This is a genomic window from Euzebya rosea, assembly GCF_003073135.1.
Lineage (GTDB): Bacteria > Actinomycetota > Nitriliruptoria > Euzebyales > Euzebyaceae > Euzebya > Euzebya rosea.
Genome location: NZ_PGDQ01000011.1, coordinates 124892 through 144758, shown reverse-complemented (window position 1 = coordinate 144758; position 19867 = coordinate 124892). Strand labels below are relative to the sequence as shown.

Below are 19867 nucleotides of genomic sequence, written 5' to 3'. Positions count from 1 at the left end.
TGCTTGATCCCCCCGCGGTGCGGGCGCAGCATGGATGGGTCAGCAACCCAGCTGGCCTTCGGATGGGAGATCCGCCATGACCCCGACAGCACACTCGGCGGAGCACAGGGCGGAGGAGAACCGCAAGGCCTTCCTCGCCTTCTACGACGCCTTCAACCGTCACGACACCGGCGCGATGCGCGAGATCGTCGCACCCGACTACGTCGAACACGAGCAGGGGCCGCCTGGCATCTCCACGACCGGACGGCAGGGCGTCATCGACTGGGCGGAGACGATGTGGGCGGGCATGCCCGACGTGGCCTTCCACGTGCACGACGTCCTGTCCGACGGCGACCGTGTCGCCGGTCGGATCACCGTCACCGGCACCCACACCGAACCGCTGTGGGGCATCCCGCCGACCGGTCGGAAGGTCCACTTCGACGCCCTCGACATCGTCCGGATGGAGGACGGCCTCGCCGTCGAGCACTGGGGGGTGACCGACACCAGCACGTTGATGTCCCAGATCGGCCTTGCACCCGCCGAGGGAGTGCTGGAGACCGTCCAGGCCATCTACGAGGCGTTCGGCGCACAGGACGTCCCGGCGATCCTCGACCTGATGGCCCCCGATGTCGTCTGGGAGGAGGGGCTGCTGGACTTCGGTGTCCCGTGGTTGCGTCCGGGCACGGGACGTGACGTCGTCGCCGCGTTCTTCGGCGTCGTCGCCGAACGGCTGGACATCACCCGGTTCGAGGTCCGCACGATGCTGGCATCCGGCGACCAGGTGGCTGCCGTCATCGACGTCGAGGCCACCGACCGCGTCTCGGGCCAGGACCTGAGCGACCCGTGCGAGGTGCACCTGTGGACGGTGGAGGACGGGAAGGTGACGGCCTTCCGCCACCACGTCGACACCCACCGGCACGTCCTCGCGTCGCGCTGACCGCGGAGTCAGTGCCCACGGGCATGACCGGCCCCGTGTCGGGGCCGGTCAGGCGGCCGTGGTGTCCCACTCCTCGATCGACACCACGACCGCGCTGACCGTCACCATGTCGTCGGAGACGTACCGCAGGCGTTCGCCCAGCTCGACGGGGGCGATGAGGAACCCGGCGAACCACCAGGCGTGGCCGACCTGCACGAAGACCCGTCCGCCACCGCCGATGGCGTGGAGGGGGTCGCGGACCGAGGCGGTCCGGAGGACCCGGGTGATCCCGTGCATCGTCGTCGTGGCGGTCATGTCGTCTCCTGTCGCGTTGGGTGAACGTCGCTACGACCCGCCGCCCCTCGCGGAGTTGCGAAGTGTCCGCCGAAATCGGCATCGACCGACACGAGGCATGCAGTTGTTCGCGCAGGGGGACGATCTGACTTCTCAGCTTCACTTCGATTGGCGGTCGGCCACTTCTCCGTTCCGCCGGCACGGCCGAGGACCGGAGGGTTACCGTTCGAACGGCCGAACGAGGGAGGCCGCTGTGGACATCCAGGTCAGGTATGCCGAGACCGAGTCCGAGCGCGAGGCGGTGTACCGGCTGCGGTACGACATCTACAACCGCGAGATGAACCTCGAGAGCCCGGCCGTCGACCACGACCGGCGGGTGCTCACCGACGCCAACGACGACACCGCACGGATCCTCTACGCGACCGTCGACGGCGAGCTCGCCGGCACCCTGCGGATCCACTGGGGTGGGGATGCCCCGTTCCCCGACGAGTTCGAGGAGACCTACCAGTTCGACCACTTCCGCCCGGTGGTGGCCGACGAGGAGATGGTGGTCTTCTCCCGGCTGATGGTGCGCAAGGAGTACCGGGGGTCGATGGTCCCCGTCGAGTTCTTCGCCCACATCGCCCGGTTCTCCATCGAGCAGGGGGCTCGGCTGACCTTCTGTGACTGCCAGCCGCATCTGCTGAACCTCTACACGATGATCGGCTACCGCACCTACGCCACGACGTACAACGACATCATGATGGGCCTGCTGGTCCCGCTCGTCGTCGTCGTGGAGGACCTGGCGCACTTCCGCGCCATCGGCTCACCCCTCCTGCAGTTCTCGGGCGAGGACTTCCGGCCCGACCCACCGACGGACATCCTGGCCCTGCTCCCCGCCGCACCCACGGTCCAGCCCGTCCCCGGGGACGCCGCCGCGGACTGGGCCCGGACCTTCGGCCTGCTGGCGGAGAGCCACGAGGAGACCACGACCATCTTCGAGGGGCTCTCCGACGACGCGGTCAACCAGATCATGCAACGCAGCTTCGTGATCACCTGCGAGAAGGACGACCTGGTGATCCAGAAACGCGCGGTGGATCGCACCATGTTCATCGTGCTGGCGGGCCTGCTGGAGGTGCGGGAGGGCGACCGCGTCGTGGCGGTGGCCTCCAGGGGTGACGTGCTGGGGGAGCTGGCGTTCCTGCTGCACGGTGAGCGGCTGTCGGACGTGTACGCCGCGTCCGATGACGCCAAGGTGCTCAGCCTCAACGAGAAGGCCGTCATGTCGCTGATGGAGGAGCAGCCGGCGATCGCCGCACGGCTGTTCCTCAACCTCTCCCGTGTCGTGGCCGCCAAGGTGACCTCGCTCTACCACCAGGCCACCTCCTCGGCATGACCGAGCCGACGGGCCGCCTGCACGAACTCCTGCGCAGGACCGGGGTCTTCGGCGGGCTCGCCCCCGGGGTCCTCGACGAGGTGGTCACCGAGCTCGAGCTCGTGCCGCTTGCCAGCGGGGACATCGTGATGGCGGCCGGCGAGGAACCCGACGCGCTGTACGTGATCGTCAGCGGTCGGCTGGGGATCAGCCCAGCAGGGGACGACACTCCCAACCGCATCTCCTCGGGACGCGGCCAGACGGTGGGCGAGCTCGGGCTGCTGACGGGCGAGCCCAGGACCGCAACGGTGCAGGCGCTGCGCGACACGCTGGTCGCGCGACTGTCCAGGGAGGCCTTCGGCGCGCTGCTCCGGCGTCACCCCGAGGCGATGGTCCAGCACTTCGCGGCGCCGATCATCACGAGGCTGCGCACCGGGTCCGACGACGCCGATCGGCCCGCGGGGTTGGTGGTGGCCCTCGTCCCGGCCGAGGCAACCGTGCCGCAGCGCGACGTCGGCGAGGCCCTCGTCCGCGCCCTGTCCACGTTGGGTCCCACCGCCCACCTCGACCGGGAACGGGTCGACGCACAGCTCGGGTCGACCGGGATCGCCTCGATCACCCGCCAGGACCCTCGCAACGACGACCTGGTCCTGTGGCTCAACGAGCAGGAGGCCACCGAGGCGACCGTCTGCTACGAGGCCGACCCGCAGCTGACGCCCTGGACGAAGCGCTGCCTTCGGCAGGCCGACCTGGTCCTGGTCCTCGGTGCCGCCGAGTCCCCGCCCGAACCCGGGCCGATCGAGCGGTGGTTGGCCGAGGACCCGGGCAGCCGACACTCCCAACGAGCCGTCCTGCTGATCCACCCGGCCGGGGCGTCTCGGCCACGACTGACGTCGCGGTGGACGACCTCGCGGGACCTGCGCGCCTGCTATCACGCCAGGCGCGGGTCGGAGGAGGACTACCTGCGGGTCGCGCGGCTGCTCACCGGGCACGGCGTCGGGCTGGTGCTCAGCGGCGGGGGTGCCCGTGCCCTGGCCCACATCGGGGTCATCCGGGCGCTGGCGGAGGCCCGGGTTCCCATCGATGCCGTGACCGCGGTCAGCGGCGGGGCGATCGTGGCCGGCCTGCTGGCGATGGGCCACGACGCCGATGCGATCACCGAACGGGCACGGGCCGCGATCGACCGCATCGACTACACGTTGCCCGTCCACGCCCTGACCAGCGGGCGCAACTGGACCAACTCCATGCGCACGCTCTTCGGCCGCACCGCCATCGAGGACCTGTGGATCCCCTTCACGTGCCATTCGGCCAACCTGTCGGAGGGCCGGGCGGAGGTCCACGCGTCCGGGTCGCTGATGCACGCCGTGCGCGCCAGCACCGCCATCCCCGGGCTCCTGCCCCCGGTCTTCCACGACGGCGACGTGCTCGTCGACGGCGGGCTCATCGACAACCTCCCCACGGCACGGATGCGCGCCATGCCCGGGATCGAACGGGTCATCGCCGTCGACGTGGGCAGCGCGGACCCCGACTGGGTCGTGCCGCCGTTCGACTACAGCCTGTCCGGATGGGGGTCGCTGTGGCAACGGGTCTCGCCCCGGTCCCAGGGCGTGTCGGCCCCGCGGCTGGCCGAGACGTTGCTGCGATCGATATCGATCACCAACACCGCGACGACGAAGGACGCGGCAGGCCGGTTCGACTGGTACCTGCGGCCGCCCGTGGAGGGGTTCGGACTGCTCGACTTCGCCGCCATCGGCGAGCTGGCGGCCGTCGGGCACGCCAGCACCAGGGACCAGCTCGTCGACGATCCACCGCCCTTCCTGGCCGCCCACGGACTAGGGTCGTCGTTGTGAAGAGCAACTCCACTTCTCGTCCGTCCCTCGCCGACCGCATGCGCCAGCAGGGGATGCACCTGGCCTACACGGCCGCCCGCACCGCCATGCGCGTCACCGGCGACCCCACGTCGAGGTTGCTGGAGGGGCAGGACCTGCTCCGCGACCCCTACGCCGTGTACGACGACCTCCGGGCGCGCGGGCCGCTGCTGACCAGCCGGTTCCCGGGCCTGGCCGTCTCCACGACGCACGCGGTCGCCGACGCGGCCCTGCACGACCTGCACGTCGGCCCGCCGCCGGGCACCGAGCTGCCGCCGCACCTGCGCTGGGACAGCCCCCTCTCCCCGTCGTTGCTCGATACCGACCCGCCGGGCCACACCCGCATCCGCCGCCTCGTCGCACAGGCCTTCACCCCTCGCGCGACCATGCGCATGGAGGAGCAGGCGCAGGCCATCACCGCCGAGCTGCTGGATGCCGCCGAGGCGAAGGCGCACGCCGGCGGGCAGGTCGACCTGATCGCCGACCTGGCCGCCCCGCTGCCCATCCGCATGATCTGCTCGATGCTCGGCATCCCCGAGGACCGGACCGACCGCTTCACCGAGTGGGGCAGCGCGCTGGCCCTGTCGCTGGAGCCCGTGCGACCGCCCGAGATGCAGCGGCGCATCCAGGCCGCCGGCGCCGAGGTGCGCACCTTCATCACCGGACTGTTCGAGGAACGACGTCGGGCCGGCGACCCCGGCGAGGACGTCCTCGGTCGGCTGCTCGCGGCACGCGACGGCGAGGACCGGCTGACCGACGAGGAGCTGGTTGCCACCACGATCCTCCTCCTCGGTGCGGGGTTCGAGACCACCGTCAACCTGATCGGGTCGGGCACCCTCGCCCTGCTGCGCAACCCCGACCAGCTGCGGATCGTCGCCGAGGATCCTGCCAACACGGTCGGCAACGCCGTGGAGGAGCTGCTGCGCTACGACAGCCCGGTGCAGATGACCGGCCGCCTGGCATGGGCAGACACCGACCTGGCCGGCTCGACGATCGCCGGCGGCACCTCGGTGATGGTCCTGCTCGGGGCAGCCAACCGCGACCCCGACGTGTTCGAGCGTCCGAATGTGCTCGACGTCACGAGGCCCAACGCCAAGGCCCACCTGGCGTTCTCCTCGGGGGTCCACCACTGCCTCGGCGCCCCGCTCGCCCGGCTCGAGGCGCAGACCGCCTTCGCCCACCTGCTGTCGCGCTTCCCCGACCTGCGCCAGACCGCCCCGGCCCGACGCCGGACCACCCGGGTCCTGCGCGGGCTGGAGACCCTCCCCGTCAGCCTGACCGGCTGAGGCCGCCCACGAGCCACGGTCGGGCGATCCGGCCGGTGCGAGGACGGCCGCTCCATCCGTCGCCGCCGGGAGGCCAGTGGGAAGGGGCTGGGTTCGCCGTAGGTTGTGGGGGGCATGGTCGTGCCCTGGCAGCTGATCGGGCGACTCGTCGCGGCGCTGGCCGTGGGCGTGGTCGCCCTCCTCGTCGTGGGCGCCCGTCGCCAGCGGCTCAACGCGGCGGTCGACGTCGTCCTGACCCTCGTCGTGGGGGCGGTGGTCGGCGGTCGGCTGATGGTGCTGGCCCTGGACGCGGCGCTGCTGGGGTCGTTGCCCGACCCTCGGGCGCTGCTGACCCTCGGTCCCGGCCTGTCGGTCCCGGGGGCGGTGATCGGCGCGTCTGTGGCGGGCTGGCGGCGACGTGCCGTGGTGCCGGTGGCGGTGTGGACGGATGCGGCGGTGGCCATCGCGGCCGGGCTGGGGACGTTCGCCGCGGTCCACCTGCCCGGCGGGCTCGTGGCCAACCTCCTCGGGGTGGTGGCGTTCGCTGCCGGGGCCGCCTGGCTGTGGCGCAGCGATCCGGCCCGGTGGCATCCGGGGCTGCGGCTGCTCGCCGTCGTCTCGACCGTCCACCTGGTGTCGACGGCGTTGACCCCGAGCCTGCCGACGGTCGACACCGACATCGACGTGGTCCTGACCCTCGTCGTCTGCGTCGCCGCCCTGCTGACCCACCCGCGGGTCGGGGCGGGGATGCGTCGGGGTGGCAGCGTGGCCGCCGGGGTGCTGGCGGGGATCGTGGTGCTGTCGGCGGTGCTGACTGGGCCGTCGGGCCCGGCGTCGTCGGACATGGCCCTGTCGGACATGGCCATGCCCGAGGGGGGAGGGGACGCGTCGCTCGTCGGGGCCATCGTCGCTGATGGCGCGGCTGCTGACGTGCCGGCCTGGGGTGGGGCCGAGCTGGCGGCCTTCGTCGGCCAGCAGGATGTGCCGGTCGTGGTGAACCTGTGGGCGTCGTGGTGCCCGCCGTGCCATGCCGAGGCCGCCACCCTTGCCCGGGCCGCCCGTGCGCTGGATGGCCGGGCGGTGGTGCTGGGCGTGCTGGTCGACGACGACGCGGCCGACGGGCAGGCCTTCGCCGACCGCTACGGATTGGGGTTCCCCACCGTGGTCGACGCCGGGGTGAGCGACGCCCTGGGCATGGCCGGCCTGCCGACCACGGTCGTGCTGGACCCCGAGGGTGAGGTCGTCCAGCGTGTCGTCGGGGGACTCAGCCAGGCCACACTGGCCGACGCCGTCGCGCGGGCCGGCGCGGCGGGCTGACGGTGGTTGACCGCTAACGGCCCGCGATCAGCTTGTAGGAGCTGACGAGCACGGCGGACTGGGCGTCGGGGGTGTGGCCTTCCTCGCACCGGTCGGCGATGCCCTCCTGGAAGCGCGCGAAGGCGGCGCTGCGGGGCAGCGGGTTGTCGCCCTCGATCTCGGCGATGTGGACGAACGTGCCGTCCTCGAGGCGGAACGTGGCGTAGCGCAACCCGTAGGGCTGCTCGTCGGCCAGCTCGGCGAAGACGTCGCGGACGAGCGCCTCGTTGTGATCGGCCTGCTCGGCGGTGGGTCGGTACCTGACGACGACGTGGGACATGGCGACCTCTCGGTGGTGGTGTGCACCATCAGGTGTACCGCTGTTGGTCCTGCCGGCGGGCCCCGTTGCGTCAACGGCGGGTCGCGGTGGTCAGCCTCGGTGTCCGGGTGGGGGCAGTCGGCCGGCGGCCGTGTCGGTGCGCGCGTCTCGCAGGAACACCGCGAAGTCGGTCCCGCCGGTCCCCGTCGCGGCCGTCTCACCGGAGGGGGCCACGACGTACTCCATCGCCAGGGCCATGTGGCGGCGACGGAAGATCTCCAGCTCGGCGACCGTGGTGTTGTAGCTGTCCCGTAGGGTGGAGGGGCCTGCCGCGTCAGCGACCTCGCGGATCCTGGAGGCCGTGCCGAGGTCGGCCAGGTACCGGCGGTGGGCGGGGGGCATGTAGTCACGCATCAGGCGCAGGAACGGGCCGGCGGAGCTGCCGTCGTGGTCGACCCCGAGGGCGGCGTCGAGCGCCTGGACGAGGGAGCTCTGCCCGGCGCTGCCCCCGGCCAGGACCAGCGGGTCGGGGGAGACGCCCTCGTAGACCACGCCGGGCTCGGGCCAGCCCGCCAGGAAGGGCCGCAGGCGGTGGTAGAAGATGTGCGGGTCGCACCACTCCCGCATGCGGGCCAGGGCGGTGGTGAGGGACGGCACGAGGTCGGCCACGGTGACCATGAGTGCCTCCACCGTGTCGACGTCGTGGTGCGTCGAGGCGACCGCGGCGTCGTGCAGGGCAGTCAGGACCGGGGCGCCGGCCAGCTCCACGCCGAGGGTTGCGGTGAAGAACCACGTCTCGTCGGTGCCGCCCATGACGGTCTGCAGCAGCTCGCTGTTATCGGCCGAGACGGGTTGGGTGGGGTCGATGCGTCGCCAGTTCCACAAGCACATCGAGGCGTGGTGGACGATCGGCTGGCGGTCGAGGGCCCTGGCGAGCTGCCACAGCGGTCGCGCCAGCTGGACCGGCATCCGCAGGTCGCCGTCGGGGTCGCTCCACACCCAAGCGTTGGCGAGCGTGGTCAGGACGAGGAGGGCACGTTCCTGTTCGTGACGGGTAGTGGCGGCGGTGGCGTCGACCTCGGGCATGGCGTCGATGGCGGCACGGACCCGGCCCCAACGCAGCAGGCCGGGCACGTCGTCGGCGACGACAGCCAGCGGGGCGAAGGCGTCGGGGAGGTCGATCAGCGGGTCGGTGTCGGGGACGAAGCCGGTGGTCGGGCTGACCTCGTAGGACGACAGGTCGGCCAGCGTCGACAGGGGTGGTTCGGCGGCCATGTGTCCATCATCCCAGACCCGTTCGAGGTGGTGGGCGAGCGTGCTCGTTGGGGTGCGAGAGGGCGATGTCACACCCCCCGCGTAGGTTGCTCGGTACATCGAGAACTGGGTTCCGGGAGGAGGTGAACGCGACGATGACCACGGTGGTTGAGGAGGTCGAGCCGACCCGGTGGGGTGGCCGGTTGGCGGAGGTGTGGTTGTCGGAGGAGGACGTCGTCGCCTACCTCGCGGAGGAGGTGCCGGCATCGGGTGGTGGGGTGCCCGAGCTGTGGCTGGCGGGGGAGGACGGGGCGGACTACACGGTTGGTGAGCCGTCGGATGGCGGGGCTGGGGGGCTCGGCGGTCCGGAGGGTGCCGGTGCGGCGGGTGATCCGGTGGTGTTGGTGGGTAAGGCGCTGGGGGTCCTGGGCCGGTTGAACGACTGGCTGGCGGGCATGGCTGCTGGCACCGCCTCGGGGGTGACCGGCGACGGTGGTTCGGGGATCGTCGAGCCGGGGTCGGTCCGTCGTGCGATGGAGGGACTCGCGGGGGTGGATGCGGCGTTGTCGGCGGCGCGTTTGCGGGGGATCGTGGCGGCGGATGTGGCTGGTCTGCCTGAGTGCGATGGTGCGGTGTCGTTGTCGGCGTGGGTGGCGGGGGTGTTCGGCCTGTCGGGTGCAACGGCGGCACGTGAGGTGCGTCTGGCGGTCGGCCTGGCTGACGAGGGGGAGGTGTTGGACCGGTTGCAGGCGGGGTGATCTCGCGGGATCATGCGGCGGGGTTGGTGGCGGCGGCGGAGAAGCAGGCGGCCGATCAGGACGCCGCCGCCCGCGCCGAGGCCGCACGGCAGGACGCCGAACGCCAGGAGCGTCGTCTGGCTGATGAGCGGGCACAGGCAGACGCCGCGACGTTGGCGGAACGGATGCGGCTTGCCCGCGAGGCCGCTGCTCGGGAGGAACAGCTCGCCCGCGAACGCGCCGAAGCAGCCGCCGTACAGGCGGCCGCCGACGAGGCGGCCCGGAAGGCCCGGCAGGAGGCGTTGTTGGAATCAGCGGTGGCGGGGGCGTCACCGGATCGGGTGCGGACCGAGGCCAACACGATGCGAGCGGCCGATGTGGCGGCGTTGGAACGGGCTGCCGCGGCGCAGCGGGCCCGCCGATCGGTGACCTTCGGGTCCGACCGGATCACCGGGCAGACGGTCCTGCGGGTCATGCTGACCGACACCGACCGCGAGCTCCTCCACGCCGGCATCGAAGCCGCCCATGTGTTCGACCCGCCCGACACCCCCGAGGCGGAACGACGAACCCCGGAGCAGCGTCGCTATGACGCGTTCCTCGACCTGATCACCGCCGGGCTGCAGGCGGGTGAGCTGCCCACGTCGCGCGGCATCAAGCCCCACGTCACCGTCACCGTCCCGCTGGCCACCCTGACGGGTGAGGCAGAGGTGGCGGGGGTGGCAGGGTTCGGGACGGTGGTCTCGCCGGAGACGGCCAGGCGGTTGGCGTGTGATGCCCGGTTGACCCGGGCGGTGATCGATGCCCGGGGGATGCCGTTGGACATCGGTCGGACCACCAGGGCGTGGACGACAGCCCAGCACACCGCCGCCAACCTGTTGTTCGGAGGGTGTGCGTTCCCGACTGCTGATCGGACGCCGTGTGGTCGGCCGATCGGTTGGACTGATCTGCATCACGTCCAGTGGTGGCGTCACGACGGGCCGACCGATCAGGACAACGGGGTGCCGTTGTGCCGCCATCATCACAACGCGGTGCACCACGACGGCTGGCTGCTGGACTTCGACCTGCCCACCGGCACCGTCACCATCACCCGCACCCGTGACGGGGAGACCGTGACCCGGACAACCAGGTTCCCCGACGACAACCCCAGACCCAGCATCCCCGACCAGACAGCCACGTCAGGACCCGACCGCACAGCAGGGTCCTCGGACCGGACCGCCCCGGGCCGGACGGCACCAGGTCGGACCTCCCCGGATCGGACTGGCCCGGACCGGGACGATCCCGGCGACGGACGACTACCGATCTGACCCGCACCCCGCCGCCGGCGGGGCCCTCGGGCTGCCCGCGCAGTTCCGCGCAGGGTCGGAACAGGCGTACACCGATGGGGGACCGGTGGTCCGCTACGAGCCGAGGTCATGGGGCTTGTCAAGAAGGTCTGTCCACGCTGCACCCGACGGGTGGACAGGCTGCACCGCACACCGGCCATGCAGGAGGCCTGCGAGGACTGTCTCGACGACGTGCTCGGCCTCGCGGCGGGCGTGCTGGCCGGCGGGGGCGTTGGTGGGGCGATCGCCACCCGAGGGTGGTACCGCCACATCAAGGCCTGGCGGCGTCGGCAGGGCCCCTGAGCACCCGTCGAGGGCGCACCCCGCGGCGGACTGTCCGCGGCGCTGCCGGTGGCGGTTCCGGCCCTGTTGCCACACTCCGCCCTCGCGCAGGGGCCAAATGGCGAGAGGCCCACGCGACGCGTAGGCCTCTCGGATCCGGGATGCCGTGCTGACGGCGGCTCTGCCACCGACAACGGGGGACGGTGGCAGACCCGTCAGCTGGTTGCCAACTTCAGCTCGTGGTTCAGCTGGATCATGGCCACCAGGCAGTTGGTGGTCGTGAGGATGCCGACGAGCGCGTTGTCCTCGTCGACGACCGGAACGGCGTTGATGCCGTTGGACAGGAGGGTCCGTCCGGCCTCGACGAGCTCGTCGTCGGGGTGGACCGTGATGGGCTCCAGGGACATGACGTCCCGGACGAGGACATCGTCGTGGTCGGGCAGGTCACGATCGCTGAGGATGCCGATCAGCCGACCGTCGGACGTCACGGGGAGGTGGTGGACCTCCAGGGTGTTCATGCGATCCCATGCCGCGCCAACGGTTTCGTCGGGGTTGACGGACGTCGGGTTGGGGGTCATGAAGTACTGCACGTGCATGGCGATCACCTGCTCGGTTCGGGGCGGGTCCCCTGAGGGGCTGTTGACCCCAACGATGCCGCCGCTGGACGGTGTGCACGAGGGTCGAGGGTCCCGGCCCGGTCGGGACCGACGGCCCCACCGGTGTCGGGTGGGGCCGCAGCGGGAAGGACTGACGGCGATGGCGAGCTACGAGGTCAACGTCGATGCGGTCGAGAAGGTCCGCGACATGATCGATGCCCGGCAGTACGTGCTGGACAGCGAGTGGGGTCGGGTCCAGCCGGACGCCGACGCCGAGAACGCCTACCTCGAGCGGCACTCCTGGCCGGCGTACGCCGCGTGGCACCTGGGACTCACGGTGGGGGCCAGCGACCGGACCAAGGGTCGGTACGCCTTCGTGGTGGGCGACTTCCGCCGCGTCCATCGTTCGGGGCTGCTGGCCTGCCGATACCGAGCCACCCAGTGGCGTCACAAGGCCGTCGAGCTGGCCGCCCACGACCTGCTGCAGCACCTCGACCGTACGGCCGGGATCGGATGACCCGCGTCATCCCACCGCCACCGGGATTCCGACCACATCCCGACCGGCATCGGTTGACCCCCTTCCAGCGGGCCGTCGTGGCAGTCGTCTCCGCGCTGGAGCCCGGAGACGTCGCCACCTACGCCGAGGTCGCCGAGGAAGCCGGCCATCCCGGAGCCGGCCAAGCCGTCGCCAACGTGCTGCGCCGGGTTCCGGACCTGCCGTGGTGGCGGGTCGTGCCTGCTGGCGGCCGGCTGTACCGCACGCATGCCCGTGTGCAGGCGCCCCTGCTCCGCGCCGACGGGGTCGTGCTGGTCGAGGACCTGACCGGCGCGGTGCACGTCCACATCGGCTGAACACATCGACGCCCCGACCGTGGGGGTCGGGGCGTCGGGTCGGGGCGTCGGGTCGGGGTGTCGGATCTGGGTGTGCGATCTGGACGTGTGGCTTGGGTGGTGGGTCGGGGCGAGGTGGCGGCGGCGTCGACCGGGGCCCGGACGGGGTCGGTCGAACGGACCTGGTCAGCCGATCAGCTGGGCCTCGCCGAGGGAGGCCTCGACCTTGGTCAGCCGATCAGCTGGTCGCCTCGCCGAGGGTGGCCTCGATCGTGGCGCTGGCGTTGTCGCGGACGACGTCGAGATGGATGACCTCGCCGGGCTGGTGTGCCCGGATGGCCACCGAGAGGTCGGCGATCGTGTCGACGGGGTCACCGTCGACGGCGGTCACGATGTCGCCGGGCTGCAGGCCGGCGGCGGCCGCGGCCGACCCCGACTCGACGGAGGCGATGACCGCGCCGGCCTCGACGTCCAGGTCGTACAGCTGCGCGGTGCGCTCGTCGACGGTCTGGCCGGAAACACCCAGCGCGGCGTGCACGGCGCTGCCGGTGGCGAGGATCTGGTCGGCCACGTTCTGCACGGTCGCCACGGGCACGGCGAACCCGACCCCGGAGGAGGTGCCGGAGCCGGACAGGATCGCGGTGTTCAGCCCGATCAGCTCACCCTGTCCGTTGACCAGCGCGCCGCCGGAGTTGCCGGGGTTGATCGACGCGTCCGTCTGGATCAGGTCACCCAGGACGCCGGTCTGCCCGCCGAGGGTCCGGTTGGTCGCCGAGACGATGCCGGTGGTGACCGTGCCGTCCAGGCCGAACGGGCTGCCGATGGCCACCGTGGTCTCACCGACGGTCGCCTCCTCCGTCGCGAACGGGATCGTCGGCAGGTCGACGGCGTCGATCCGCAGGACCGCCACGTCGGTGGTGGGGTCGGTCCCGACGACCCGGGCGTCGTGGGTCTCACCGCTCGGGAGGGTCACCTGGACTGCCACGGCGTCGGCGACCACGTGGTTGTTGGTGACCAGCAGGCCGTCGGCGTCGTAGACGACCGCGGACCCGGAACCCTGACCCGCCCGCGTGGTCACGCTGACCAGCCCGACGGAGGGGGACACGGCCGCGGCGACGTCGCTGATCGACATGGCCTCGGCGACGTCGGTGTCGGCAGCGCCCGTGCCGTCGACGATGAACGACGCCGGCACCCGGTCCGCGGTCGCGGACTCGTCGACGGTGGACCGGGCGATCGGGAACGCCACCCCGGCGGCGACCACCGCGGCGAGCGTGGCCGAGACCAGCGGCGTCACCCACGGGCGGCGGTTGGGCTCGGCAGCCGTCGCGGTCGACCCGGAGGGGCCGACAGGCGGCACCGCGTCGTACCCGGTGGAGGGGGTGCCGTCAGCGGGCTGTGGGGCGGCGGGGCCGTACACCGGCGAGGCGGGGTAGCCGGGGGGCGGGCCGTATCCGGGTACGGACGACGATCCGCCGCGCTCGACCGGCTGCGCCTCCCACCGGTCGCCCGGGTGGCCCGAGAAGGCGTAGCCGCCATTGGCCTCGCGGGGGGCGCCGGCCGGGGTCGGCGACGCCACCGGCTGTGGCGACGGGCCGCTCTGCGGGGTCGGGCCACCCTGCGCGGTGGGGTCGGGCTGCTGGCTGGGGTCGAGAATGGTGGACACGGGGGCCTCCAACGAGGGTGCGGTGGTGTGGAGCCGGTCGGGGTCTCGGCCGGGTACGACATCCACCATGCGGACGTCGACGTCAACCCGTGCCTCCTCCTCTCCCAAGACTGGGTAATGGCGGTGCACCGCTTCGCAAAGCCGGCATGGGGTTCCTCGCGGCCGCGTCTGCTGCTTCAATGCGCCCGTGGAGTTCCGGCGCCTGACCGACGACGACCTGCCGATGCTGCACCGCTGGCTCAACGAACCTGGGGTCGTCCGGTGGTGGGAGGGGGACGATGTGTCGTGGCTGGGTGTGGTCCGTGAGTACGGCTCGACCAACACCGACCCGGTCGAGCACTGGATCGCCGTGCACGACGGTGAGGACATCGGCTGGATCCAGGCCTACGCCGCCGCGGACTTCGCCGACGAGGACGAGACGACCCAGTGGTTCCGGCTCGGGGTCCGGCGCACGGCCGCCGGCATCGACTACCTCGTCGGTCCGACCGCCGGCCGCCACCGGGGCCTCGGCACGCTGATGATCGCCACGTTCGTCGAACGGATCGTCTTCGGCCAGCACCCCGAGTGGACCGAGGTGTGTGCGTCCCCGATGTCGTCCAACGTTGCGTCCTGGCGGGCGCTGGAGAAGGCCGGCTTCACGACCCGCGGGACGTTCTTCGACGAGGACGGCCCCGCCCGACTGATGGTTCGCCACCGATGATCGACGTCCCCGGGCTGCCCGACGGCCTGATCGCCCGACCGCCCACCCTCGACGACATCGACGCGGTCGTCGCCGTCTGCCGGGAGGAGGAGCAGCATGCCGGCGCGGTGCCGCACACCTCGGCAGCCGATCTGTCCTCGGAATGGCAGCGACCGTCGGTCGACCTGTCCGAGGACGTCGTCGTGATCGACGACGGCGAACGTCTGGTCGGGTACGCCGACCAGTTCCGTGGCCGGGCGTGGGTGGCGGTCCGTCCGTCGGCGAACGGTCGCGGGATCGGCACCTGGCTCCTGCGCTGGACCGAGGCGAACGCACGACGCCGGGGGTGCCCCGACATCGGACAGACCATCGCCGACACCGCACACGACGCCCAGGCCGTCGTGCGAGCGCACGGCTACGAGCCACGGTTCGAGTCGTGGGTGTTCACCTTCCCGCTCCAGTCCCCGCTTCCCGACCTGCGGCTGCCCGACGGGGTGACGATCCGTCCGGTCCGCCGACCGGCCGAGGACCGGGCGATCCACGAGGTCGTCGAGACGGCGTTCAGCGAGTGGCCCGGCCGGGGGGCCGGCCACGACTTCGAGGACTGGGTCGCCGAGGAGCTCGACCGGGACGACGTCGTGCCCGAGCTCCAGCTCGTCGCGGTCGAGGACGGTCGGGTCATCGGTGCGGCGGTCTGCATCGTCGACGGCGACGAGGGATGGGTGCAGCAGCTCGCCGTCGCCCGCCAGCACCGGGGAAGGGGGCTCGGTCGGGCGTTGCTGGCTGCGGCGTTCAGGGGCTTCGCCGAGCACGGGATGGCCTCCGCAGGGCTGTCGACGGACTCGCGGACGGGGGCGAAGACCCTCTACGAACACATCGGCATGACGGTGACGGAGTCCTACACCCGCTGGGGCCGCAGCCTGACATGACCCCACTGACCGAATCTCAGAACGCAGATGAGGGCAGGTCCGTGGCGTCACCCAGGATGGCGTCGACGATCGTCGCGGCGACGTCGGCCGGGTCCTTGCCGTTGGGCATCCTGGGCGCCTCTCCGGCGATGGGGCGAGTCGCCAGTCCGGTCTCGGTGTGGGGTGGTCGGGCGTCGATGACCCGCACCTTCTGCCGGCGGGCCTCCCGGGCCAACGCCTCGTCGAAGCTGCGCACCGCGGCCTTGGACGCCCCGTAGGCGGCCATGTTCGGCAGGTTCTGCTCGGCGATCACGCCGGAGATGTTGACGATTGCCCCACCCTCGGCCAGCACGGGCAACGCCGCTCGGGCGAGCATGATCGGCAGGAACGTGTTGGTCAGGAACAGCTCCTCCATCGTGTCCAGCGACAGGTCGGCGACCGGTCCGAACGCGACCAGCCCGACGGCGTTGACGACCACGTCCAGCCGGCCGGCATGCGCGACGGCGGCATCGACTGCGCGCTGGCACGACGCGGGGTCGCGGAGGTCGAGCGCAAGACGGTGGCCCTCCACCTCGAGCTGGTCCAGGCGTTCCTGCCGGCGCGACACGAGGGTGAGGGTGGCGCCGCGTTCGGCGAGCAGGCCGGCGATGGCCGAGCCCAACCCTCCGGTGGCACCCGCGACGAGGACGGATCGGTCGGTCATCGAGCTGGCTTCCTGTTGACGGGGGAGGGGCTGGCGGTCAGGGACGACACGACGGCCTCGCCGCAGCGGCGGCCCGAGAACAACGCCCCCTGGATGGAGGCGGTGTCGCGGTGGTCGCCACAGACGAACAGGCCCTCGCCGAGCGCCACGGGTTGCTTCGGGCCGAACGGCGGCAGCTGGGTCGGCTGGCCGTGGGGGATCACGTCGGTGCGGAGGTGGGTCCAGCGGTCGACCGCAGCGCCGAACATGCCCCGCAGCTGAGCCCGCACGGGCTGCTCGAGGTCGGCCTCGGCGTGTCCCGGGCAGGCGGCGGCGATCAGCGCACGGCCGGGGGGCGCGTAGGAGGGGGCGACGTTGCTGTGCACGACCACGTTGAGGGCGGGGCCACGGCCCGTGCCGTCGAGCACCAGGTAGCGCCCCTCGACCGGTGGGGTGTCCGCGGCGAACCACACGCAGCCGGCCGGGTTGGACCCGACCTCGGGAAGGTCGAGCAGGCGGGATGCCGCCGGGCCCTCGGTCGCCACGACGATCCGGTCAGCGGTGACGCGCTGGCCGCCGGCGACGGTGACCTCACCCGGTTCGACGGCCTCGACCGCACGGTCGAGATGGACGGTGCCCGGGTGGAGTCGGGCGGCCAGCTGCGCGGGGATCGCGCCCATCCCCTCGGCGGGCACGGCCACCTCTCCCTCGAACAGGCACTTGAGGACCACGTCGAACATCCGTCGGCTCGTCGACAGGCTCGGGTCCAGCTGGATGCCCCCGACGAACGGGCGGAAGAACTGCGTGATCATGCGCTCGCCGAACCCGTCGTGGCGCAGCGCGTCGAGGGTGCTGCCGTCGGGCTGGCGCAGCAGGTCGGTGGCGTCGGTGCGGGACAGCCGGAGGCGGGTGCGCAGCAGGCGGAGCTTGTCGGCCAGCGTTCCCACCCGGGCGGTGACCGTTGGCAGCGCCGTGGACGGGTCGCGCAGCGGATCGCCGACCATCGCCATGGACCGGCCCGTCCACACACGGGCGCCCGGCCCGAAGGACTGCAGGTCGAGGGCGTCGACGTCGAGCTGTCGGTGCAGCTCGGGGTAGGCGGTCAGGAGGACCTGGAAGCCACGGTCGAGCCGGAAGCCGTCGACCACGTCGGTGCGCACCCGCCCGCCGACACCGTCGGAGGCCTCCAGGACCACGACGTCGTGGCCGGCACGCTGGACGGCCGTCGCCGCGGCCAGCCCGGCAAGGCCGGCGCCGACGACCACCACCTCCGCGCGCGAGGGAAGCGGACGATCCGGGGGCTGGGCAGGGGGCGGCACGGTGCGGCAGTCATACCCACCCCGACCACGGCCGGCACCTCGACCCGCCATCCCACGCGTGTCGGGTTCCTGCGACGGGCGGCCCGATACCCGACACGCGGTCGGGGGGACACCGGGTCAGTGGCGGGACCAGAACACCTTGTCGGCCTGCTGGTCCCACAGGTACTCCCAGATCTCGGTGACCTGGGTGTCGTCGGTGTGGATGACCTGCACGATGTTCTGTACCAGCGTCTCGCCGTCGCGCTCGACGGTGGCGTGGACCAGGACCACGACGTGCTCGGGCGTCCACAGGATGTCGTGGACCTCGATGGTGTCGTTGGCGGTGTCCGGGCCGCCGTCGGCGACCCCGCTGATCCCGAGGACACGGTCGCGTCCGACGTAGTCGCCGGCATGGCGGCCGTCACCGGACACGTGCAGCACCACGTCGGGATGATGCAGGTCGTGCAGGGCCTCCCGGTCTCCGGCGGCCATGGCCTCGTAGACACGGTTCACGACGTCCAGGTTCGGGTGCGACGCAGCGTGGCTCATCGCGGCGGATGCTACTCCTGCGGCGTCGGTCGGGGTGGGGGTTGTCGGGACCTCGTCGGGCTGCCTGCTGGACACATCAGGCGCTGGGTGTCAGGTCCTCGACCCGCGGCAGGTCCTCCCACGTCCGAGCGAGGTGCTCGCGAACCCATCGGGTCGCCGCCACGTCGTCGGCGTTGTAGTCCAGCAGCCGTTGTCGCTGCCGGTTGTCGCCCGCGACCGCGTCGGCGTACCAGACCATGGACTGCCCGCCGCCGGGTTCGTCGTCGCGCCACGCGAAGCCCATCCGCTCGGCGACGACCTTGAGCCCCAACGACCCGCCGGTGGTGACGTGGGCCCGGGCCACGCGGTGCAGGTCGACCCACTCGGGGGACCCGATGAACGCCTCGACGTCGACGCCGACGCGAGGCCCGTACAGCCGCAGGTAGCGGTCCTCGGCACCCCCGCCGGCCCAGCAGTACGCGGCGAAGGACCGCTCGGCGTCGATGGCGGACGAACGGACCCCCTGAAGCCAGTCCCAGAACTCCACGAACACCGCGGAGTCGTCCAGATCGGCCGAGAAGTCGGCGAACGGGACGTAGCGCGACGATGCCCCGTCGAGGGTGTCGGTGACCAGGCACCCCCACAGGTAGACCCGCCCGTCGGGCGTCGACTCCATGTCGACGTCGACCTCGACGTCGGCGCGGGGCAACGACAGCCGATCCGCACCCCTCACCCGGGCGAGGGACACCCCGCTGGTCTGGACCCGCGCATGGTCGGCGGCCTCGCGGATGGCGTTGGTGGGCAGGGTCACCGGATCGGCGAGCGCCAGCGCCGACCGCGTCGTCAGGCCCGAGGCATGGAGGCGCTGCCGCACGTCCCAAGTGACCTTCGGCAGCAGGGTCAGCTCGTCGGCGTCCTCCATGCGCGGGGCGCAGACACCCTCGAACCGGCATCGATCGCATTCGCTGGAGCGGGCCGGGACGACCAGCGGATCCTCGTCGGTCAGCCCGTCCACCCGGTCGGTCGCGAGCGCCGCAACGTCCAGGCGGAACCCGAACTCGCGGTCGTACTTCTCCAGGGTCGACCACCGACCCGACACGTTGCGCCATGACTGGAAGGTCGGCGCGGTCAGGTCGACGAGGGCGAGGGTGCGGTCGGAGCCGATGACGCCGGCCCATCCCGGTCCGGCGTGCCCGTGGTGCTCCAGCAGGCGGTGGTAGTGGGCCAGCTGCAGCAGGTCGTCGGGACGCTTCCGGGTCCACGGCCCCTCGACCTCGGCGACCGTGGCGGGGTCGATCCCACCTGCCACGTCGGTGTGGGCGCAGGCCCGCAGCGGCCCGAGCGACCCGGACTTCCCGCCGGCGGTGACGAGGTGGGCCTTCACCTCGACGGGCATGTAGGCGGTCCGCCCGTCGGTGGTGGGGTGGGGCAGCCCGACCAGCAGGTCGGGGCGGCCGGTGCGGCGTCCGGCGTGGTCACGCAGCTCGGCCTGTGCGATGACGGGGACGCCCTCGGCCATGGCGGCGAGGGTGCCGGCCTCGTCGCCCGTCAGGTCCGGCAGGTCGCCCACGGCCGCAGCGACCTCGGCCATGACCTGGTCCTCGAACGCCCGGCCCTCCTCGATGCGCACGAGCACGTCGACGGGCAGCGGCTGCTCCACCACGTGCTCGGGCGGCTCGATCATCAGGTGGGTGCGCAGCGGACAGCGCGTGGCGGCGCGCGCATCCAGCAGCGGTGCTCGGCGGACGTCTCGGTTGGACAGGGGCTTGGCGGCGCTCATCGTGCCCGGGAGTGTG

The 19867-nt window shown here is 72.1% G+C and carries 21 protein-coding genes; 12 read left to right on the top strand and 9 right to left on the bottom strand.

Annotation, left to right across the window (positions count from 1 at the left end; genetic code table 11):
* Window positions 1-76 precede the first annotated feature (76 nt).
* Window positions 77-916 (top strand): nuclear transport factor 2 family protein, encoded by an 840-nt coding sequence (locus CUC05_RS15780; protein ID WP_170128036.1) that lies wholly within the window; start codon window positions 77-79, stop codon window positions 914-916.
* A 48-nt stretch (window positions 917-964) separates the two neighbouring features.
* On the opposite strand, the gene CUC05_RS25150 is transcribed toward CUC05_RS15780, so the two are convergent.
* Complete coding sequence (locus tag CUC05_RS25150; RefSeq protein WP_170128035.1) at window positions 965-1210, bottom strand: hypothetical protein; 246 nt, start codon at window positions 1208-1210, stop codon at window positions 965-967.
* Between the two features lie 232 nt (window positions 1211-1442).
* Between CUC05_RS25150 and CUC05_RS15775 the strand changes: the two genes are divergently transcribed.
* From CUC05_RS15775 to CUC05_RS15760, 4 genes are all read left to right on the top strand, one after another.
* A complete protein-coding gene (locus tag CUC05_RS15775) occupies window positions 1443-2564 on the top strand; it encodes an N-acyl amino acid synthase FeeM domain-containing protein (protein WP_170128034.1) in 1122 nt (373 codons plus the stop codon).
* Window positions 2561-4393 carry a cyclic nucleotide-binding and patatin-like phospholipase domain-containing protein gene (locus CUC05_RS15770; RefSeq protein ID WP_108667082.1) on the top strand — a complete coding sequence of 611 codons (1833 nt, stop codon included), beginning with the start codon at window positions 2561-2563 and terminating at the stop codon, window positions 4391-4393. The genes CUC05_RS15775 and CUC05_RS15770 overlap by 4 nt, the downstream gene beginning before the upstream one ends.
* Complete coding sequence (locus CUC05_RS15765; RefSeq protein ID WP_157965632.1) at window positions 4390-5697, top strand: cytochrome P450; 1308 nt, start codon at window positions 4390-4392, stop codon at window positions 5695-5697. Before CUC05_RS15770 ends, CUC05_RS15765 begins: the two co-directional genes overlap by 4 nt.
* A 114-nt stretch (window positions 5698-5811) precedes the next feature.
* The gene (locus tag CUC05_RS15760) at window positions 5812-6993 is read left to right on the top strand and encodes a TlpA disulfide reductase family protein (RefSeq protein WP_108667080.1); all 1182 of its coding nucleotides are present in this window, start codon (window positions 5812-5814) and stop codon (window positions 6991-6993) included.
* A 13-nt stretch (window positions 6994-7006) separates the two neighbouring features.
* Here the strand turns inward: CUC05_RS15760 and CUC05_RS15755 are convergent, their stop codons facing one another.
* Both CUC05_RS15755 and CUC05_RS15750 read right to left on the bottom strand, forming a co-directional pair.
* Window positions 7007-7312, bottom strand: a complete 306-nt coding sequence (locus tag CUC05_RS15755; protein ID WP_108667079.1) for a hypothetical protein — start codon at window positions 7310-7312, stop codon at window positions 7007-7009.
* A 90-nt stretch (window positions 7313-7402) separates the two neighbouring features.
* The gene (locus CUC05_RS15750) at window positions 7403-8566 is read right to left on the bottom strand and encodes a PrnB family protein (protein WP_157965631.1); all 1164 of its coding nucleotides are present in this window, start codon (window positions 8564-8566) and stop codon (window positions 7403-7405) included.
* Between the two features lie 134 nt (window positions 8567-8700).
* Between CUC05_RS15750 and CUC05_RS15745 the strand changes: the two genes are divergently transcribed.
* From CUC05_RS15745 to CUC05_RS24770, 3 genes are all read left to right on the top strand, one after another.
* Window positions 8701-9303, top strand: a complete 603-nt coding sequence (locus CUC05_RS15745; RefSeq protein ID WP_157965630.1) for a hypothetical protein — start codon at window positions 8701-8703, stop codon at window positions 9301-9303.
* The gene (locus CUC05_RS15740; RefSeq protein WP_108667076.1) at window positions 9300-10586 is read left to right on the top strand and encodes an HNH endonuclease; all 1287 of its coding nucleotides are present in this window, start codon (window positions 9300-9302) and stop codon (window positions 10584-10586) included. Before CUC05_RS15745 ends, CUC05_RS15740 begins: the two co-directional genes overlap by 4 nt.
* A 108-nt stretch (window positions 10587-10694) precedes the next feature.
* A complete protein-coding gene (locus CUC05_RS24770; protein WP_157965629.1) occupies window positions 10695-10907 on the top strand; it encodes a hypothetical protein in 213 nt (70 codons plus the stop codon).
* Between the two features lie 194 nt (window positions 10908-11101).
* On the opposite strand, the gene CUC05_RS15735 is transcribed toward CUC05_RS24770, so the two are convergent.
* Complete coding sequence (locus CUC05_RS15735; RefSeq protein ID WP_157965628.1) at window positions 11102-11482, bottom strand: CBS domain-containing protein; 381 nt, start codon at window positions 11480-11482, stop codon at window positions 11102-11104.
* A 160-nt stretch (window positions 11483-11642) separates the two neighbouring features.
* Between CUC05_RS15735 and CUC05_RS15730 the strand changes: the two genes are divergently transcribed.
* Window positions 11643-11999: a hypothetical protein gene (locus CUC05_RS15730; protein WP_108667074.1), complete on the top strand. Its 357-nt coding sequence runs from the start codon at window positions 11643-11645 to the stop codon at window positions 11997-11999.
* A complete protein-coding gene (locus CUC05_RS15725; protein ID WP_108667073.1) occupies window positions 11996-12334 on the top strand; it encodes an MGMT family protein in 339 nt (112 codons plus the stop codon). The genes CUC05_RS15730 and CUC05_RS15725 overlap by 4 nt, the downstream gene beginning before the upstream one ends.
* A gap of 217 nt (window positions 12335-12551) precedes the next feature.
* Here the strand turns inward: CUC05_RS15725 and CUC05_RS15720 are convergent, their stop codons facing one another.
* Window positions 12552-13976, bottom strand: coding sequence for a S1C family serine protease (locus CUC05_RS15720; RefSeq protein WP_157965627.1), 1425 nt, complete (start codon window positions 13974-13976; stop codon window positions 12552-12554).
* Window positions 13977-14163: 187 nt separating this feature from the next.
* Between CUC05_RS15720 and CUC05_RS15715 the strand changes: the two genes are divergently transcribed.
* Window positions 14164-14676 (top strand): GNAT family N-acetyltransferase, encoded by a 513-nt coding sequence (locus CUC05_RS15715; protein ID WP_108667071.1) that lies wholly within the window; start codon window positions 14164-14166, stop codon window positions 14674-14676.
* A complete protein-coding gene (locus tag CUC05_RS15710; RefSeq protein ID WP_108667070.1) occupies window positions 14673-15584 on the top strand; it encodes a GNAT family N-acetyltransferase in 912 nt (303 codons plus the stop codon). The genes CUC05_RS15715 and CUC05_RS15710 overlap by 4 nt, the downstream gene beginning before the upstream one ends.
* A 16-nt stretch (window positions 15585-15600) precedes the next feature.
* Here CUC05_RS15710 and CUC05_RS15705 read toward each other — a convergent pair whose 3' ends face one another.
* From CUC05_RS15705 to CUC05_RS15690, 4 genes are all read right to left on the bottom strand, one after another.
* The gene (locus CUC05_RS15705) at window positions 15601-16266 is read right to left on the bottom strand and encodes an SDR family NAD(P)-dependent oxidoreductase (RefSeq protein ID WP_108667069.1); all 666 of its coding nucleotides are present in this window, start codon (window positions 16264-16266) and stop codon (window positions 15601-15603) included.
* Window positions 16263-17564, bottom strand: a complete 1302-nt coding sequence (locus CUC05_RS15700) for an NAD(P)/FAD-dependent oxidoreductase (RefSeq protein ID WP_108667068.1) — start codon at window positions 17562-17564, stop codon at window positions 16263-16265. Before CUC05_RS15700 ends, CUC05_RS15705 begins: the two co-directional genes overlap by 4 nt.
* Before the next feature lie 117 nt (window positions 17565-17681).
* Window positions 17682-18092, bottom strand: coding sequence for a nuclear transport factor 2 family protein (locus CUC05_RS15695; protein WP_108667067.1), 411 nt, complete (start codon window positions 18090-18092; stop codon window positions 17682-17684).
* 76 nt (window positions 18093-18168) lie between these two features.
* Window positions 18169-19851, bottom strand: a complete 1683-nt coding sequence (locus tag CUC05_RS15690; RefSeq protein WP_108667066.1) for a TM0106 family RecB-like putative nuclease — start codon at window positions 19849-19851, stop codon at window positions 18169-18171.
* Window positions 19852-19867 lie beyond the last annotated feature (16 nt).

Bases quoted from the DNA above. Each gene is read 5' to 3' on its own strand.
- CUC05_RS15780 (WP_170128036.1), top strand. From the start codon at position 77: ATGACCCCGACAGCACACTCGGCGGAGCACAGGGCGGAGGAGAACCGC.
- CUC05_RS25150 (WP_170128035.1), bottom strand. From the start codon at position 1,210: ATGACCGCCACGACGACGATGCACGGGATCACCCGGGTCCTCCGGACC.
- CUC05_RS15770 (WP_108667082.1), top strand. From the start codon at position 2,561: ATGACCGAGCCGACGGGCCGCCTGCACGAACTCCTGCGCAGGACCGGG.
- CUC05_RS15760 (WP_108667080.1), top strand. From the start codon at position 5,812: ATGGTCGTGCCCTGGCAGCTGATCGGGCGACTCGTCGCGGCGCTGGCC.
- CUC05_RS15755 (WP_108667079.1), bottom strand. From the start codon at position 7,312: ATGTCCCACGTCGTCGTCAGGTACCGACCCACCGCCGAGCAGGCCGAT.
- CUC05_RS15750 (WP_157965631.1), bottom strand. From the start codon at position 8,566: ATGGCCGCCGAACCACCCCTGTCGACGCTGGCCGACCTGTCGTCCTAC.
- CUC05_RS15745 (WP_157965630.1), top strand. From the start codon at position 8,701: ATGACCACGGTGGTTGAGGAGGTCGAGCCGACCCGGTGGGGTGGCCGG.
- CUC05_RS24770 (WP_157965629.1), top strand. From the start codon at position 10,695: ATGGGGCTTGTCAAGAAGGTCTGTCCACGCTGCACCCGACGGGTGGAC.
- CUC05_RS15735 (WP_157965628.1), bottom strand. From the start codon at position 11,482: ATGCACGTGCAGTACTTCATGACCCCCAACCCGACGTCCGTCAACCCC.
- CUC05_RS15730 (WP_108667074.1), top strand. From the start codon at position 11,643: ATGGCGAGCTACGAGGTCAACGTCGATGCGGTCGAGAAGGTCCGCGAC.
- CUC05_RS15725 (WP_108667073.1), top strand. From the start codon at position 11,996: ATGACCCGCGTCATCCCACCGCCACCGGGATTCCGACCACATCCCGAC.
- CUC05_RS15710 (WP_108667070.1), top strand. From the start codon at position 14,673: ATGATCGACGTCCCCGGGCTGCCCGACGGCCTGATCGCCCGACCGCCC.
- CUC05_RS15705 (WP_108667069.1), bottom strand. From the start codon at position 16,266: ATGACCGACCGATCCGTCCTCGTCGCGGGTGCCACCGGAGGGTTGGGC.
- CUC05_RS15695 (WP_108667067.1), bottom strand. From the start codon at position 18,092: ATGAGCCACGCTGCGTCGCACCCGAACCTGGACGTCGTGAACCGTGTC.
- CUC05_RS15690 (WP_108667066.1), bottom strand. From the start codon at position 19,851: ATGAGCGCCGCCAAGCCCCTGTCCAACCGAGACGTCCGCCGAGCACCG.